Origin of the sequence: Paraburkholderia sp. GAS42, assembly GCF_050436565.1 — a bacterium.
Taxonomy (GTDB): Bacteria; Pseudomonadota; Gammaproteobacteria; order Burkholderiales; family Burkholderiaceae; genus Paraburkholderia.
Genome location: NZ_JBNDML010000016.1, coordinates 36,253 through 51,985, shown reverse-complemented (window position 1 = coordinate 51,985; position 15,733 = coordinate 36,253). Strand labels below are relative to the sequence as shown.

Sequence of the window (15,733 nt, the reverse complement as noted above, 5' to 3'; positions counted from 1 at the left end):
CTGGTTAGCCGCGTTAGCTACGACGACGGTTGCGCAGCAAACTCAGCGCGAGCGGCACGAACATGACCACAAAAGCGACCAGCGACCACGCAGGCAGCGACAGTCCGAGGATAGGCGGATACGGCGTTTCGCACAGTCCGGCGACCTTGAAGACGGACGGCAGCCAGCGCGCAGGCGGCAGACCGTCGACCACCGGCTGCAGCGCATCGAAACCGCAGCTGAAACCCGGGTGCGCCTGCACATAAACATGCCGTGCTGCCGTGACGATGCCGCCCAGCGCCGACAGCACCGCCAGCACCTCGAGCAGCCGCACGCCGCGCCAGCGGTCGAAACGCGCACCGAGGAACGCGAAGATGGCGATCAGCAGAAAGAAGTAGCGCTGGATGATGCACAGCGGACACGGGTCTTCATGCTTGACGAACTGGAGATAGAGCGCGCCCGCAACCAGCGCGACGCAGATGAGACCGAGCAGGACGAGCCATGTGCGCTCGCGGCGCAGCACGGGGTCCCGGTGATGCATGAGGTGGTTTAGAGCCATTTTGATATAAATAGGGGCCGAAGTAGCGTGAGTGTGACCGCGATTCTAGCGCGAACGCCGCCCGTGTCGGGTTCGGTCTAACGGATAGTGTTAAGGACGGCTTCGGCGGCCCGTCCAATGGCGAGCAACGCGTCGTCGCCATGCGGCTGGCCGGCCAGCATCAGGCTCACCGGCGCGCTGCCGCGGGGGTGGCATGGTAGCGACAGCGCGCACGTATCGAGGAAGTTGAATGCACTCGGATTGCGCAGGATCAAGGCGTTCGTCCGGCCAAAGGCTTCGTCATCGTGGATGAGATCGGCGAGGCGCGGCGGCACGACCGGCACCGTCGGCGCGACGATGGCGTCGAAGCGCTGCCAGAGCGTGCTGCGCGCGGCGTCGAGCATCGCGTTGCGTTCGGCGACAAGGTCGAGGTAGTCGGCGGCGCTGGCGGGCTGGCCTTTCAGGATACGCACGAGCACGCGCGGGTCATATTCGTCGCGATGTTTTTCGAGCAGCGGGCGGTGCCACGCATACGCCTCGATTGGCGCAAAGCCGAAGCGGTTGATCGCCGGTAACCGGTCGAGCGGTGCGAACCGCACTTCGCTGACGATCGCGCCGGCCGCTTCGAGGTGCTTCAGCGCCGTATCGATGGCTTCGGCGACGGCGGGTTCCACACCGTCGGTGACATAGTGAGTGAGCACGCCGAGCCTGACGCCTTCCAGCGGTCGCGCAGCCGGAATGCGCGGCTCGAGCCCCGCGAGCATCCGGTCGACCAGCGCGCAGCACGCTACCGAGACGCCGATCGGGCCGAACGAATCGAGCGTTGTCGAAAGCGGAACGGCGCCTTGCTTCGGGATGCGATCGGCGGTCGGTTTGAAGCCGGTCAGGCCGCACAGCGCGGCGGGGATGCGGATCGAGCCGCCCGTGTCGGTGCCGAGCGCGATGGCGGCCATGCCGTCCGCGACCGACACGCCCGCGCCCGACGATGAGCCGCCCGCAATCCGTTCGTCGCCCTTCACGTTGCGCTGGTAGGGTGACAGCGGATGGCCGTAGTGCGGATTGAGGCCGAGCCCGGAGAACGCGAACTCGCTCATATTGGTCCGCCCGACGATGACCGCACCCGCACGCCTGAGTCGCGCGACGGCGACCGCGTCGGCGGTTGCGGGCGCGGCGCTGGCCAGCGCGCGCGAACCGGCGCGCGTCACCTGGCCTTCGATGTCGAACAGGTCCTTCACCGAGACCGGAATACCGGCGAGCGGCGAGAGCACCGTGCCGGCGGCGCGCAGCCGGTCGTGGGCGTCGGCGGCGGCGCGGGCGCTGCCGGCGTCGACGTGCATGAAGGCGACCGCGCCCTGGCCGGCTGGATCGGCAATCCGTTCGAGCGCGGTTTCGACAAGTTGGCGGCTCGTGGTGCGGCCGGCGGCGAGATCGGCGGCAAGCTGGGCGAGCGGCGGGAAAGGCGTAAATTCGGTGGCCATGGCAGTCCGTGTCCGGTGAATGATGCGATGCGCTGCTTCGCGGCGCGCGGTGCGTCTGTCTCCAGCGGCTGCGGTGTCCTGCCGCTGGAAAAACGCGTGGCGCGTGCCCGCAAAACCGTCAGGCGATATCGTCCGCATTGTAGATCGGAGCTGGAGGGGCTTCCCGCCTGTCTGGGTTACCATGTGATTTTTACGTTTTGTAAGGATTCGTGCGCATGCACCACGGCATCGGCTTTATTCAGGATCTGGCGGTGGTGATGGCAATCGCGGGCGTCGTCACGGTGCTGTTTCATCGCCTGAAACAGCCGGTGGTGCTGGGTTATATCGTGGCGGGCGTGATCATCGGACCGTACACGCCGCCGTTCCAGCTGATCCACGACGAGCAGACCATCCAGACGCTCGGCGAACTCGGTGTCGTGTTCCTGATGTTCTCGCTCGGGCTCGAGTTCAGCCTGCGCAAGCTCTTTCGCGTCGGCGCGACGGCGATTGTCGCGGCGTTATCCGAGATCGTGCTGATGTTGTGGCTCGGTTACGAGATCGGTAGCGCGTTCGGCTGGAGCAGGATGGATTCGCTCTTTCTCGGTGCGATCCTCGCCATCTCGTCGACGACGATCATCGTCAAGGCGCTATCCGAACTGAACCTGAAGCGCGAAAGCTTCGCGCAACTCGTGTTCGGCATTCTGATCGTCGAGGATATTCTCGCGATCGCGATGCTCGTGCTGCTCTCCGGCATCGCGCAGACGGGCGAACTGAGCGCGGGCATCGCGTTCGTCACGCTTGGCAAGCTGCTGCTGTTCATGACGGTGTCGCTCGTGGTCGGCATTCTCGTCGTGCCGCGCGCGCTCAACTACGTCGCGCGCGCGAGGAGCGACGAAATGCTGCTCGTGTCGGTGCTCGGCTTCTGCTTCGGCTTCTGTCTGCTGGTCGTGAAGCTCGACTACAGTATCGCGCTCGGCGCGTTCCTGATCGGCGCGATCATGGCCGAATCGCGCCATCTGCATCGCATCGAACATCTGATCGCGCCGCTGCGCGACGCGTTCTCGGCGATCTTCTTCGTGACGATCGGGCTGATGCTCAATCCCGCTGTGCTGGTCGACTACGCGTGGCCGATCGCCGTGATCACGATCGCAGTGATTGCCGGCAAGATCGTGTCGTGCGGGCTCGGCACCTTCCTCGCGGGCAAGGATGGACGCACCGCGATGCGTGTCGGCATGACGGTTTCGCAGATCGGCGAGTTCTCGTTCATCATCGCTTCGCTCGGACTCACGTTGAAAGTGACGAGCGCGTTTCTTTATCCGATCGCGGTTGCCGTGTCGGCGCTTACGACGCTCTTCACGCCGTATCTGATCCGTGCTGCCGATCCACTCACGCGCCGTCTCGGCCAGGCCATGCCGCCGACGATCGCCAATGTGTTCGGCCTCTACGCGCAGTGGCTCGGCAGCTTGCGGCCCGAGACCGGCGAGCCGACGGTGTTCAGCATTACGCGTCGGATCGTCGTGCAGATCGCGGTGAACCTGGCGCTCGTCGCGGCGATTTTCCTCGCGGCCTCGTACAGCGCGCCGTATGGCAGCCGGTGGATCGCGCGCTGGATTCCGTCGGAGCCCACGCAGCGCGTCGTGTTGTGGAGCGCGGCGCTGCTGGTCTCGATGCCGTTTCTCGTCGCCGTGTATCGCAAGACGAAGTCGCTCGCGCTGCTGCTCGCCGAGATCAGCGTGCAGCCCGCGAAGGCTGGGCGCTTCACCGCCGCGATCCGCTATGCGATCTCGGACCTTGTGCCGGTCGTATCGATGATCGGCGTGTTCCTGCTGGTCGCGGCGCTGTCGGGCGCGATCCTGCCGCCGACGGGCCTTCTCATTGCCGTGCTGATCTGCGCCGCGCTGTTGATGACCGTCCTGTGGCGCTGGTGCGTAAAGATCCACGCCGCCATGCAGATCGCGCTACGCGAAACCTTCGACGAGCAGCCCGATCCATGAGCGCCGCACTTCCGTAAAAAAGCTGCAACAATGTGAGCAATTGTTTGCTGGTTTGCCGCTGATGGCCTGCTGGCGGATAATCAAAGTGTGTCCCATTCGTTCGCGTGCACGGCGCGCCTGCCCCACAGTCATGAGCGAAAACAAGCCAACCAATCCTGGAACACCCGCGGCTACACCGGCGGGCATACCCGGCGCTACCCCTTCTTCCACTGATCTTCCCGGCACACCGGCACCTGGCGCGCAGCCCGCGTCCCCGGGACTGCCGACGGCGCCCGAGGCGGCGGTCCGCGCCTCGACGGACGATCCGCAGAGTGCATCGACTGTCACGCCAGCGCAACCGCCCAAGACCCGGCAGCAACTCGACGCCGCCGAGGCGCGCGCAGCCGCCGTCCAGGCGACCGCGAAGCAGGAAGCCGAAGTGCATGATCGCGACAAGTCTTCGCGACACGGCAAGCCGGCGTCTTCGTCGACTGGCACGGCGACCGGGGCAGCGGCGACCGGAGCAGGAGCCGGCACCGCCGCCGGCACGACGGCTTCAACCGCGCAGCCTGAGGCTTCTACAGCTGGCGGGGCTGCCGCGCCGGGTTCACCGCCACCCGGCTTCACGTCACAACCGGACTTCGCCACTTTCAATCCGCCACCGGCCAGTTCGGTGCCGCCAACGGCGCCGCGCTATCTGAAGCAGAGCGATTCCGCGTGGTCTGTCTTTGGGCGGATCATGGCGGCGCGCGCCCGTCAGCTGTTCGACCGCGCCGGTCGGCGTATCACGCAACGCACGCTGCGCATCGGCGTGTCGGCGCGGATCTTCCACCCGGAACCGGGCGCGAAGGGGCTGCGTGGCAAGACCCTGCAATACCTTGAAGAATCGATCGCGCACTGGGTGATGTCGCGCGACGTGATCGTGTTCATGATCCCGACAGTGGGTCATCAGGGCATGCTGCATCCGAGCAACATCCGGCTGCGCGACTACGCGAAGCATCTCGACGGCCTGCTGCTGCAAGGCGGCGCCGACGTCTCCCCGCAATCCTACGAGGAAGTCGCGACCCGGCCCGAGTGGCCCGGCGATCGCGTCCGCGACATGTACGAGCTCGAGCTGCTGCACGAGTTCGTCGAGTCCGGCAAGCCCGTGCTCGGCGTGTGCCGCGGTTGCCAGCTGATCAACGTGGCATTCGGCGGCACGCTGTACCAGGACATCGCCACCGAAGTGCCGACGGCCGGCGTGCACGTCAGCGAGCATTACGACCAGCACCGGCACGCGGTGCATTTCCCGGATGGCTCGACGCTCGCGAACATGTTCCCCGGCCGGCGTGAAGCGATCGTCAACTCGATCCACCACCAGGCCGTGAAGACGCTCGGTCGCGATCTGAACATCGAAGCTGTTTCGGCTTCCGACGGCATCATCGAGGCCGTGCGATACCGTCGCGCGCCCTTTGTGATGGGCGTGCAGTGGCACCCGGAGTTTCATCGCGCGGGTGGTCCGGAACTGCTCGACTGCACGCCGTTGCTCGACACGTTCTTGCGGGTCGCGCGCGAGACGCGCTTCTAGCGTCTCGATATTGGACACGCACGGAAAGGCCGGCCGCTCGCCGGCTTTTTTATCGTTTACTGCGCTAATCCGTTTCGTTTTGCCGCGATTTGTATCGCGGATTCATCGGATCGTCGCGACGGCCATCTATCTTGATTTAAAGTCGGCGCGTGGTTGTTCAGAATGCTTCGCTTCGCTGTCAAACCGCGCGATAATTGCCGGCTATTCAGCATTTGCACGGAGCATGCACGATGAAGTACTCCTTATCTTTGCGGCGCGCGGTGCTGCTCGCGGTGGCGGGCGCGTCGCTGCACGGCGCGGCGGCGCGGGCACAGGAGAGCGCCTCGTCGGCGCCTGTCGTCGGCACGCGGCCTGCAATGAACGCATTGACGTCGCAGCCGGATCCGTCCGCGCAGCAGGCAGCGTCGGGCGCCGCCGGCGCGGGCGACGCACAGGGCGACGTCTCTGAATTGATGCAGATGATTCGCGATTCGAAGCTCGTCGAATTGCGCACCACGTATAACGGAAGCTACGGCGCGAGCCTCTTCTTCTATCCGCAGGAGATGACGTACTACGTCGCGCTGTTTCAGGACCGTCATTTCTGGCGCGTGATCAAGTCGCAGGACGACGTGCGCGCCGAAGCCATTTATGCGGGCTTCGTGAAGCAGACGGTGCAACTGGCCGACATTGAAATTCACCGTACCGAATTGCAGGCGCAGAAGGCGTTTCTCGATCGCGTGATTGCGCTGTCGGAAGATCGGGCGAAGCGGCTGCAGGCCGACCTCGATGTCGCGCGTACGCAGCAGGCGCAGGTCAACGACCATCAGCGTGCGGTGCAGGGCGAGGCGGTGACATTGCGTGCCGAGAAGGAGCGGGCGCAGGCGCAGCTGCGCGAATTGCAGCGGCAGGTGCAACAGTTGCAGCGTCAGACGGAAGCGGGCTTGCCTGGAACGCGGTAGGTCGTCGATCAGCGCATGTTTGAACGGAACAGCCTGGTTTTGCGCCAGGCTGTTTTCGTTTGTGACGACGATTACTTCGAAAAGCGCTCAGGCACTTCGGTCACGCGACGTTGCGTCATGCTGTCCATCCAGTCGGCGTTGCTGTTTGCGCTGGCGCTGGCTCGTGGCGATGTGGCGTCGCCGGTGTGCGTAGCCGCCCAGGTCTTGATGGACGCGTAGTCGTCGATGGCGGTTGTGGTCGCCGGGTGTGGTGAGAAGCGACCGGCTGCCGATAGCACCGCGTTCGAGCGACGTGTCGACGCGACGGCCAGGCCGGAGGGCGTTGCCGGTTTCGACGTAGCAGACTGTCTGGCCATTCTGGTGACGTGCGATGTCACGCGTTGATCCGCCTTCCGCAATTTCGCGATCGGTGCGCTCGTGGCGTCGCGCATCGATGTGCGAGAGGGTTTCGCGTCCGAGCGAGCGGTTTTCACCGGATGATCGTGAGCGGAGATGCTTACTGCGGCGTTCGTCGCAGAAGCACGCGTGGCCGTCGTCATCGATGCGTTTCTCGCCGTTTTCGCTGCTGTCGATGTCGCAGCAGACGCAGCTATCGTTTCCGTTGCCGCCGCCTGCCTGCCAGTCGAAGCCGACGCCGCAGCAGCGGACGACCCGATATCGTCGCTGCGCATCGATGTCGGCCTCGATGGTGTGTTCGATGACGAAAGCATGTCGTCCTTCGCGCCGTCCTGCGTCCTGCGATCAGCCAGATGAGAATGCGAGGTCGACAACGCGATCCACGCGAGCACGGCAGCGCCACTCGCTGCACACGCGCCGCCGAGCAACATCCGTTTGCGCGACGAAGACTGTGGCGCATCGGGCGCGATCAGCAGATCAACAGGCGCCGCATGCACCGGCCCGGCTGACGGATCAGACGGTACAGACACACCAGAAGTCAAACCCGCCTCAGCAGTCAAACCGCCGGCCACAGGCTTCACCTTCAGCGGCTCCCATCGACACGCCGTACGGATCGCCTCGACGCTTAAACAGAACGTGCGCAACATGGCCGCATACAGCGCCTTGAGTTCGACACGAAAGCTGACATTGGGCGGCAACAGCGCCCATTCGCGACCAAAGGAATGAGGGAGGCTCGCAAACGGGCGCACTCTGGGGAGCGCCATTGCGCCTTCGATCAAAGTGAGGGGAATAGTCGACATCGTTCTTCTCGCGATGCTCATGACAGAGTGGCGGCCACTCGACGTATGACTCGACGCCGATGCATAAGGCACATGCAGTGGCCGACCCCGACGTGGGCCGTCTCGGTAAAAGCCATAGCTGGAAGCGGCCGATGATGCCCTGGCGTCGAAACACCAACGATCAGAAACGTCCGAAAGTACCCGGTGAAACTTCCGGTCTCTGGCGTTGCGTCAAGGGTGTTTCAAATGAACGCGCCAACCCTCACTGTTCATTCGCGTCGAGACGATACACATACCGCAGCGCAGTGATGTCGACGCCGCCCATATAGTCAGGCTCCGCGCCAGCTGCCTGCCAGCCCTGACGTTCGTAGAACGCGATTGCCGGCGCGTTGCCTTCGAGCACATAGAGATACAGCTGGGTTTCGCCCTGCGTGCGCGTCCAGTCGCACGCGGCGCGCATCAACAGCTTGCCGACGCCGATGCGTTGATGACCCGGCAACGTATGCAGGTTGTCGAGCAGTACGCCCCATTGCGAGTCGGCCTGCCGTTCGACGCATACGAAGCCGATCCCTTCGCCGGCGCGTTCCGCGATCACGACGAGTCGTCGATCCGCGCCTGGCGCCGCGAGCCGCGCCTCCCAGTGCGCGGCGCGATCCCGGGCGACGTCGTTGTCGAGAAACGCGTCGGGCAGCAGCCCGCGATAGGTCGCCTGCCAGCTGGCAGCATGGATCGATGCGATGAGCGCAGCGTCGTCGATTGTGGCGGGACGCAGGGATAGATCGGACATTGCAGAAAGCGCCGAAACGAGTCATGAGCCTGGTAGTGTACCGCTCAGATGCCGCGATTCCAGTAAGCCGTTTGTATGAAATGCAACACGACGTCAAGAGCGGTAATATCCTGCCCGGGAAGGCGCCCGGCGCCTCCTCAAGTGATACCCGGATATCGCGCCGATGCGCTGCGCATCGACATAAGAATCGCCCGTGGCGCGTCCACATCCCGATGTTGCTGCGCGCGTCTATCGCCGACGCCGTGGTCGTTTCAACTGCTGTTTATCGTCGCCAGCGCGGTGAGCAGCCAATCAGAGAACGTCATGTCTACTGCGTCCCACGCATCTTCCTCAAACGAGTCGAAGTTCAAGACAGTTTTCCGCGTGGTCAGCGGCAACTTTCTTGAGATGTACGACTTTATGGTCTATGGCTATTACGCGTCGGCCATTGCCAGGACCTACTTTCCGAGCGGCAACGAATTCGCCTCGCTCATGCTGTCGCTGTCGGTGTTCGGCGCGGGCTTCCTGATGCGTCCGCTCGGCGCGATTGTGCTCGGCGCGTACATCGATCACCACGGCCGGCGCAAAGGCCTGATCCTCACGCTGGGTTTGATGGCGCTCGGTACGCTCACGGTCGCGGCGATTCCTGGCTACGCGACGATCGGCGTGCTGGCGCCGATACTCGTGCTGTTCGGACGGCTGTTGCAGGGCTTCTCGGCGGGTGTCGAACTGGGTGGCGTGTCGGTCTATCTGTCGGAGATCGCGACGAAGGGCAACAAGGGCTTCTACTGCGCATGGCAGTCGGGTAGCCAGCAGGTGGCCGTCGTGTTCGCCGCGCTGATCGGCGTGGTTCTAAACCAGATTCTGCCGGCCGACCAGATGACGGCCTGGGGCTGGCGCGTGCCGTTCCTGGTGGGCTGCCTGATCGTACCGTTCCTGTTCATCATCCGCCGCTCGCTGCAGGAAACCGACGAGTTTCTCGCGCGCAAGCATCGTCCGTCGATGGGCGAGATCATGAAGTCGATGGTGCAGAACTGGGGCGTCGTGCTGGCCGGCATGGGCATGGTCATCATGACGACCGTGTCGTTCTACATGATCACCGCCTACACACCGACCTTCGGCAAGGAAGTGCTGAAGCTGTCGTCGGTCGATGTGCTGATGGTCACGGTGTGCGTCGGGGTGTCGAACCTGATCTGGCTGCCGCTGTCGGGCGCATTGTCGGATCGTATCGGCCGTCGCCCGGTGCTGCTGACGTTCACGATTTTGACGATTCTCACGTCGTATCCGGCGGTGCAGTGGCTCGTCAGCGATCCGTCGTTCCTGCGTCTCCTGATGGTCGAACTGTGGCTGTCGTTCCTGTATGGCTGCTATAACGGCGCGATGGTCGTCGGGCTGACCGAAGTGATGCCGGTCGAAGTGCGCACGGCAGGTTTTTCCCTCGCCTACAGTCTCGCGACGACGATCGGTGGCTTCACGCCGGCAATCTCGACGCTGCTGATTCACACGACGGGTAACAAGGCCGCGCCGGGTCTGTGGATGGGCGTGGCGGCGATCGTCGGTCTGATCGCGACGCTCGTGCTGTATCGCACGCCTGAGGCGCGCAACCAGTACCGGACGGCGTAGCGAACCACTCGCCTGCGTCGCGCGGATCGCGTGACGCAGGCCGCACAAGGTAGATGTGGTTGATTCGACAACCCCACGTTGGTGATGAACGTGGGGTTTTGTTTATGCGTCGCGCAACGCGAGCGCGACGGTTCCCACGACCTCGTCCCACGCACCCGGTTGCGGCTGGCGCACGAGCTCGACGCCCGGGTACCACGGGCTGCTTGTGTCGCCGGTGAACCAGCGCCAGTCGGCGGCGAACGGAAGCATCAGCCAGAGCGGCTTGCGCAATGCGCCGGCAAGGTGAGCGATCGACGTATCGATCGACACGACTGCATCGAGCCGCTCGATGATCGCGGCAGTGTCCGCAAAATCGGCGATGCGTTGCTCGAAGCGATGAATCGATGCAGCGCGCGGATGCGCATCGAGCGCTGCGCGCTCTTCGGCGCGCAGGTCCGGCTGCAGCACGATCCAGTCGATACCTTCAAGCGCGAACAGCGGGTCGAGTGCGGCAAGCGGCATCGTGCGGTTTTCGTGCTGCTGGATGCGGCCCGACCACGCGAGCCCGATCTTGCGTTTCGCGCGACCGCCGAGCGATCCGCGCCACTTGCGTCCGTACGCCGGCGGCACGCTGAGATACGGCGTGCGGGCCGGAATCGTGTCGAAGGTGGTGCCGAGCGCGAGTGGCAGGCTCAACAGCGGGCAATGCAGATCGGCGCGCGGCCGCGGCGTGCCCTGCGCGATCAGCGTGACGCGCCATTCCTGCGCGACGGGCGCAAGAATCGGCAGCAACTGGGGCTGCACTTCGAGCACGACCCGCACGCCCTTGCGAGCAATGAGCGGCACGAAGCGCACGAACTGCAGCGTGTCGCCGAATCCCTGCTCGGCATAAACAAAGAGCGTTTTGCCTTCGATTGGCTCGCCGCGCCAGCGCGGCATCGGCAGATGAACGGGGTGAGCGGTCGTTTCAAGCCGCCACTCGTATTCCGGCAGTCCGCGCGCGAAGTCGCCCTGCGTCAGCCAGACCAGCGCGCGGTTCATATGCGCCGACGCCAGATCGTCCCGCAACCGCAACGCCTGATCGAACGCACGCACGGCCGCTTCGAGCGCACCAAGCGCGTGACGCGACGTGCCGAGCCCGAGCCACGCGAGACTGAACGCCGGATCGAGCCCGACCGCGCGCTCGAACTGCTGCGCGGCCTGCGCGTGGCTCCCGAGCGCCGCGAGCGCGTTGCCGAGTCCGAACAGCGCGGGCGCGAGATGCGGCTGCATCGCGAGCGTCGCTTCGAATGCTGCGACCGCTTCTTCATGCCTGCCGAGCGCGTCGAGTGTGTTTGCCAGATTGAATCTGGCGGCGACAAAGCGCGGCTCCGTGGCGAGCGCCGCCTGAAACTGCGTGATCGCGTCGTCGGGCTGGTTCAGCGCATTGAGCGCCATGCCGAGATTGTTGTGGGCGCCCGCGTGACCTGGACGCAGCTCGAGCGCACGCTCGAACGAGACGACGGCGTCGCGATGCTGACCCAGCGCGTGCAGCGCGTTACCGAGGTTGTTATGCGACGACGCGTCCGCCGGCTGCAGCCGCAACGACCTGCGGAACGCATCGGCGGCGTCTTCGTGGCGTCCGGCCGCGGCGTACGCGTTGCCGAGGTTGTAGTGCGCCATCGGAAACGTCGGCGCGAGCGAGAGCGCGTTGCGAAAGCGCTCGATGGCGCCATCCAGGCGGCCGAGCGCCTTCAGCGCGTTGCCGAGATTCAGTTGCAGTGCGGCGTCGTCCGGGCGCAGATCGGCCGCGCGCTTCACGAGATCGGCGGCGGCGGCGTGCTGGCCCTGCTGGTGGCGCAGGACGCCAAGCAGATGCAGGGCGTCGACGTGGACGGGATCGGCGGCGAGGGTCGCGAGGTAATCGCGCTCAGCGTCGTCGAGTCGACCGTCACGATGCGCCGCCCAGGCGCGGTCAAAAACAGGTTGCATGACGGTGGGAAGGGCAGTTCGGTAAGACAGACGCCGCATTTTCCCACACTCGGCGAGGCATCCCCTGATTGACGCGGGCCACGTCAATGTATAACATGTGAACAACTGTTCATATGTACGTCTACGATGACTCCTTCAACACAGGATGACCGCGTCGTGCAGCTTGCCGATCTGTTCCGGCTGCTCGGCGATCCGACGCGTCTGCGGATCGTCCTTGCCTGCGCGGACGGCAAGCGCGCAGTGGGCGCGATCGCTGAACTGCTCGGGCTGTCGCCTTCGCTGGTGAGCCATCATTTGCGGCTGCTGCGCGCGGCCCGCATCGTGCGGGCAGAGCGTCAGGGCAAGCAGGTGTTTTATCTGGCCGCCGACCTGCACATCAGCGCGATGCTCGCGGGCATGCTCGAACACGTGGCCGAACCGGTCGCTGAATTTTCCATGGAACAAGAATCATGAATACGCCAAACCGGAACCATCCGGCCGGGGAGCGGGAAGAACACGCGCCGTCGTCGGTCGATAAGACCGATGCCGATGGGGAAACGGGCGGGCATACGGCTTCGGCTTCGGCTTCGGCTTCGGGTCATATGAAGTACACACGGGCGCAGTCGCATCGGCACGGTGCTGGATGCGATCACGCGGGTCATGATCACGGGGAGCACGATCACGCTGGTCAGGCGCACGAGCACGACCATGCCGGTCACGCAGAACACGAGGACCACGCCGGTCACGCTCACAGCAGCCACGCCGGCCATAGTCACGGTCATGGGGGCCACGGCCATCACCATCATCACGCGCCCGTACCAGGACAGGGCCGGGTATTCGCGCTCGCCGTCGCGCTGAACGTGGCGATCGTCGTGATTCAGGGCGTCTACGGTGTGCTCGCGAACTCGACGGCGCTGCTCGCCGACGCCGGCCACAATCTCTCCGACGTGCTCGGTCTGCTGCTCGCATGGGGCGCGATCTGGCTCACGACACGCCGTCCGTCTGCGCGTTATACCTTCGGCCTCGGCAGTTCGTCGATTCTGGCGTCGCTCGCGAATGCCGGCCTGCTGCTGTTCGCGTGCGGCGTGATCATCGCCGAGGCGATCGGGCGTCTGTTTCATCCGGCGCCGGTCGCCGGGCTCGACGTGTTCATCGTCGCGACGCTCGGCATGATCGGCAACGGCTTTGCGGCGTGGCTTTTCATGCGCGGCCAGAAAGAAGATCTCAACGTTCGCGGCGCATTCCTGCACATGGCCGCCGACGCATTGATCTCCGCCGCGGTCGCCATCAGCGGGCTCGTGATTCTTTTCACGAACTGGACGTGGCTTGATCCGGTGATGAGCATCATGGTGGTTGCGGTGATTGTGTACGGCACGTGGGGCCTCGCGCGCGATTCGATGTGCCTCGCGCTCGACGCCGTGCCGCCTGGCGTCGACCTGCAGCGCATCCGCGACTACCTCGGTTCGCAGCCCGGCGTTATCGACGTGCATGATCTGCACGTGTGGGCACTGTCGACCACCGGCAATGCGCTGAGCGTGCACGTCGTGATGCCGGATGGCCACCCGGGCGACGAGTACGTCGACGGCATCGTGAAGACGTTGCGCGAGCGCTTCGCGATGCATCACGCGACGCTGCAGGTCGATCTCGGCACGACCGATCACCGCTGCGTGCTCGATCACCCCGCGCCGAAGCGTTGAAACGCATTTGATGCGCTGCATCGTCGGACAAAAATATGGCGGCGTACACTAGACACACGTCAGTGTCTGGAGCCCTGCATGGCCGCTGTTCCTCTCGACGCGCCGCCGGTGCTGATCGTCGGCGCGGGTCCGACCGGGCTTGCTGCCGCGATGAGCCTTGCCCGGGCGCGCATACCAGTGCGTCTCATCGACCGCGCATCGCAGCCTGCACCTGACTCGCGCGCGATCGGCATCCAGGCGCGCACGCTCGAACTGCTCGAACAGCATCGCATCGTCGAGCCGTTTCTTGAACTCGGGCATCGGGCGCGCGCCGCCAATCTCTATTCGAATGGACAACGTCGCGCGCGGCTCGATTTCGATCCGTTGCAGACGCGTTATCCGTATCTGCTGTTCATCGATCAATCCATTACCGAACGGCTTCTGACCGGGCATCTCGAGACGCTCGGCGTCACGATCGAGCGCGGCGTCGAGCTGACTGCGTTCTCGCAGGGCTCGGCGGGCCTCAACGCGACGCTGCAACGCGCTGACGGTCACATCGAGACGCTGCATCCTTCGTATCTGATCGCCGCTGACGGCGCGCATAGCGCGGTGCGCCACCGGCTCGGCGTGAGCTTTTCGGGCAAGACGTTCGAGCAGACCTTTCTGCTTGCCGACATACAGGCCGACGTCGACTGGCCCGACGACGAGTTCCATATCTTCGCGTCAGGCGAAGGGCTTGCCGGGCTGTTCCCGATGGGCGAGGAGCGCTACCGGCTGATCGCCGATCATCCACTTCAACCGTTCGAGGCGATGGCGATGAACGGCGAGGCGGCGCCCGCGTCGTCGATTCCGGCCACGCCGCCTTCGCTCGATGAATGCAAGGCGATCGTCGGACGACGCGTGCAGCATCCCATTACGTTGTCGGCGCTGAACTGGTCGTCGTATTTTCATCTGAACAGCCGCATGGTCGGGCAGCTGCGCGCCGAGCGCGTCTTCCTTGCCGGCGACGCCGCGCATGTGCACAGCCCGGCCGGTGCGCAGGGCATGAACACCGGGATTCAGGAAGCATTCAACCTTGGCTGGAAACTCGCGCGCGTGCTCTCGGGCGATGCGCCCGACCGGCTGCTCGACACGTACCACATCGAACGTCATCCGATCGAGCGCGACGTCTTGCGACAGACGAGCTTCGTCACGCATCTTGCCGAAGCCGATCATGGTCCGCTGAAATTGCTGCGCGAACGCGTCATGCCCGTGCTGTCCGCGCTCGGACCGTTGCGCGACGCAGCGCGGCGCACGGTCAGCGAGCTGTCGATCCAGTACCGGCGCAGTCCGTTGACGCTCGAACGCGTGCTCGATGGCGGCCCGCGCGCCGGTGAGCGCGCGCCCGATGCGTATGTGCATGTGCTCGACGGCCCGCTCGGACGCGCGCCCGGCGTCGGCTGCCTGTACGATCTGCACGACCCGGCGTACTTCTCGTTGCTGCTGCTGGTTGCGCCCGACACGGACGAAGAAGCCACGCACGATCCGGTCACCGCCCGCGAAGCCGCGCGCGATGCGGACCTGAAGCGCTTTGTCGAAGAAGTAGGGCAACTGATGCCAGACGCGATGCGCATCTGGCGTCTGACCGATGTGCAGGGCGAAGGTGGCCCGACGCTGACCGATTCCTATGGACGCACGCGCCCGGCGTTCTATCTGCTGCGCCCGGACGGTTATATCGCCGCGCGTGGCCGCCCGGCCTCCGATCTGAACGGCTTGTTACGTCACTGCGAAGCGTGGTTCACCAAAAGCACGCAGGCGGAGCGGGACATCGAATGAAAACGCCGAACGCAACAGGCGTCCGGCGTCTTGTACTACCACTGCGAGATTCAGGCGGCGACCGGTGTCAGCTTGTCGCGATACTTCAATAGCGCTTCCCTGACGATGTCCGACATCACGACTTCGGTTGCGCCGGGCGTATCGAGCGTCGCCAGAATCGCGCGACGCATCCGCGGTTCCCAGAAGCGGCGGATGTGATCGGCGATGCTGGTCAGCGCTTCCTCGTGATCCGGCAGCGAACCGAAGAAGTCGCCGATCCGGTTCGCCATGTCGATCAGATTGTTGTCATCCATGGTG

At 64.7% G+C, this 15,733-nt stretch carries 13 protein-coding genes; 7 read left to right on the top strand and 6 right to left on the bottom strand.

The window, feature by feature from the left end:
* Positions 1-13: 13 nt before the first annotated feature.
* Both P3T16_RS22745 and P3T16_RS22740 read right to left on the bottom strand, forming a co-directional pair.
* The gene (locus P3T16_RS22745; RefSeq protein ID WP_429343959.1) at positions 14-520 is read right to left on the bottom strand and encodes a disulfide bond formation protein B; all 507 of its coding nucleotides are present in this window, start codon (positions 518-520) and stop codon (positions 14-16) included.
* Positions 521-615: 95 nt separating this feature from the next.
* A complete protein-coding gene (locus P3T16_RS22740) occupies positions 616-1,995 on the bottom strand; it encodes an amidase (protein WP_429343958.1) in 1,380 nt (459 codons plus the stop codon).
* A 215-nt stretch (positions 1,996-2,210) separates the two neighbouring features.
* On the opposite strand from P3T16_RS22740, the gene P3T16_RS22735 reads away from it, so the two are divergent.
* The 3 genes from P3T16_RS22735 to P3T16_RS22725 all read left to right on the top strand — a co-directional run bounded on the left by P3T16_RS22735 (position 2,211) and on the right by P3T16_RS22725 (position 6,452).
* A complete protein-coding gene (locus tag P3T16_RS22735; RefSeq protein ID WP_429343957.1) occupies positions 2,211-3,968 on the top strand; it encodes a cation:proton antiporter in 1,758 nt (585 codons plus the stop codon).
* Positions 3,969-4,098: 130 nt separating this feature from the next.
* Positions 4,099-5,514: a gamma-glutamyl-gamma-aminobutyrate hydrolase family protein gene (locus P3T16_RS22730; RefSeq protein WP_429343956.1), complete on the top strand. Its 1,416-nt coding sequence runs from the start codon at positions 4,099-4,101 to the stop codon at positions 5,512-5,514.
* Between the two features lie 230 nt (positions 5,515-5,744).
* Positions 5,745-6,452: a DUF2968 domain-containing protein gene (locus P3T16_RS22725; RefSeq protein WP_429343955.1), complete on the top strand. Its 708-nt coding sequence runs from the start codon at positions 5,745-5,747 to the stop codon at positions 6,450-6,452.
* A 71-nt stretch (positions 6,453-6,523) separates the two neighbouring features.
* On the opposite strand, the gene P3T16_RS22720 is transcribed toward P3T16_RS22725, so the two are convergent.
* On the bottom strand, positions 6,524-7,648 hold the full coding sequence (locus P3T16_RS22720) for a hypothetical protein (RefSeq protein WP_429343954.1): 1,125 nt from the start codon (positions 7,646-7,648) through the stop codon (positions 6,524-6,526).
* Positions 7,649-7,889: 241 nt separating this feature from the next.
* Positions 7,890-8,414 carry an N-acetyltransferase family protein gene (locus P3T16_RS22715; protein ID WP_429343953.1) on the bottom strand — a complete coding sequence of 175 codons (525 nt, stop codon included), beginning with the start codon at positions 8,412-8,414 and terminating at the stop codon, positions 7,890-7,892.
* Between the two features lie 303 nt (positions 8,415-8,717).
* On the opposite strand from P3T16_RS22715, the gene P3T16_RS22710 reads away from it, so the two are divergent.
* A complete protein-coding gene (locus tag P3T16_RS22710) occupies positions 8,718-10,016 on the top strand; it encodes an MFS transporter (protein ID WP_429343952.1) in 1,299 nt (432 codons plus the stop codon).
* Between the two features lie 102 nt (positions 10,017-10,118).
* Here the strand turns inward: P3T16_RS22710 and P3T16_RS22705 are convergent, their stop codons facing one another.
* Complete coding sequence (locus P3T16_RS22705) at positions 10,119-11,966, bottom strand: tetratricopeptide repeat protein (protein ID WP_429343951.1); 1,848 nt, start codon at positions 11,964-11,966, stop codon at positions 10,119-10,121.
* A 126-nt stretch (positions 11,967-12,092) separates the two neighbouring features.
* Between P3T16_RS22705 and P3T16_RS22700 the strand changes: the two genes are divergently transcribed.
* The 3 genes from P3T16_RS22700 (at position 12,093) to P3T16_RS22690 (ending at position 15,436) form a co-directional block, all read left to right on the top strand.
* The gene (locus P3T16_RS22700) at positions 12,093-12,419 is read left to right on the top strand and encodes an ArsR/SmtB family transcription factor (protein ID WP_429256916.1); all 327 of its coding nucleotides are present in this window, start codon (positions 12,093-12,095) and stop codon (positions 12,417-12,419) included.
* Between the two features lie 128 nt (positions 12,420-12,547).
* Entirely contained in the window at positions 12,548-13,642 is a 1,095-nt protein-coding gene (locus tag P3T16_RS22695) for a cation diffusion facilitator family transporter (protein WP_429344055.1), read from the top strand.
* A 78-nt stretch (positions 13,643-13,720) separates the two neighbouring features.
* Positions 13,721-15,436, top strand: a complete 1,716-nt coding sequence (locus P3T16_RS22690) for an FAD-dependent monooxygenase (RefSeq protein ID WP_429343950.1) — start codon at positions 13,721-13,723, stop codon at positions 15,434-15,436.
* 50 nt (positions 15,437-15,486) lie between these two features.
* Here the strand turns inward: P3T16_RS22690 and P3T16_RS22685 are convergent, their stop codons facing one another.
* Entirely contained in the window at positions 15,487-15,729 is a 243-nt protein-coding gene (locus P3T16_RS22685; RefSeq protein WP_429256914.1) for a formate dehydrogenase subunit delta, read from the bottom strand.
* Between the last annotated feature and the right edge of the window lie 4 nt (positions 15,730-15,733).

What these genes read in the sequence shown, in the direction of transcription:
- P3T16_RS22720 (WP_429343954.1), bottom strand. Translation starts at nt 7,648, where the DNA reads ATGTCGACTATTCCCCTCACTTTGATCGAAGGCGCAATGGCGCTCCCC.
- P3T16_RS22735 (WP_429343957.1), top strand. Translation starts at nt 2,211, where the DNA reads ATGCACCACGGCATCGGCTTTATTCAGGATCTGGCGGTGGTGATGGCA.
- P3T16_RS22705 (WP_429343951.1), bottom strand. Translation starts at nt 11,966, where the DNA reads ATGCAACCTGTTTTTGACCGCGCCTGGGCGGCGCATCGTGACGGTCGA.
- P3T16_RS22730 (WP_429343956.1), top strand. Translation starts at nt 4,099, where the DNA reads ATGAGCGAAAACAAGCCAACCAATCCTGGAACACCCGCGGCTACACCG.
- P3T16_RS22715 (WP_429343953.1), bottom strand. Translation starts at nt 8,414, where the DNA reads ATGTCCGATCTATCCCTGCGTCCCGCCACAATCGACGACGCTGCGCTC.
- P3T16_RS22740 (WP_429343958.1), bottom strand. Translation starts at nt 1,995, where the DNA reads ATGGCCACCGAATTTACGCCTTTCCCGCCGCTCGCCCAGCTTGCCGCC.
- P3T16_RS22745 (WP_429343959.1), bottom strand. Translation starts at nt 520, where the DNA reads ATGCATCACCGGGACCCCGTGCTGCGCCGCGAGCGCACATGGCTCGTC.
- P3T16_RS22700 (WP_429256916.1), top strand. Translation starts at nt 12,093, where the DNA reads ATGACTCCTTCAACACAGGATGACCGCGTCGTGCAGCTTGCCGATCTG.
- P3T16_RS22695 (WP_429344055.1), top strand. Translation starts at nt 12,548, where the DNA reads ATGAAGTACACACGGGCGCAGTCGCATCGGCACGGTGCTGGATGCGAT.
- P3T16_RS22725 (WP_429343955.1), top strand. Translation starts at nt 5,745, where the DNA reads ATGAAGTACTCCTTATCTTTGCGGCGCGCGGTGCTGCTCGCGGTGGCG.
- P3T16_RS22710 (WP_429343952.1), top strand. Translation starts at nt 8,718, where the DNA reads ATGTCTACTGCGTCCCACGCATCTTCCTCAAACGAGTCGAAGTTCAAG.
- P3T16_RS22685 (WP_429256914.1), bottom strand. Translation starts at nt 15,729, where the DNA reads ATGGATGACAACAATCTGATCGACATGGCGAACCGGATCGGCGACTTC.
- P3T16_RS22690 (WP_429343950.1), top strand. Translation starts at nt 13,721, where the DNA reads ATGGCCGCTGTTCCTCTCGACGCGCCGCCGGTGCTGATCGTCGGCGCG.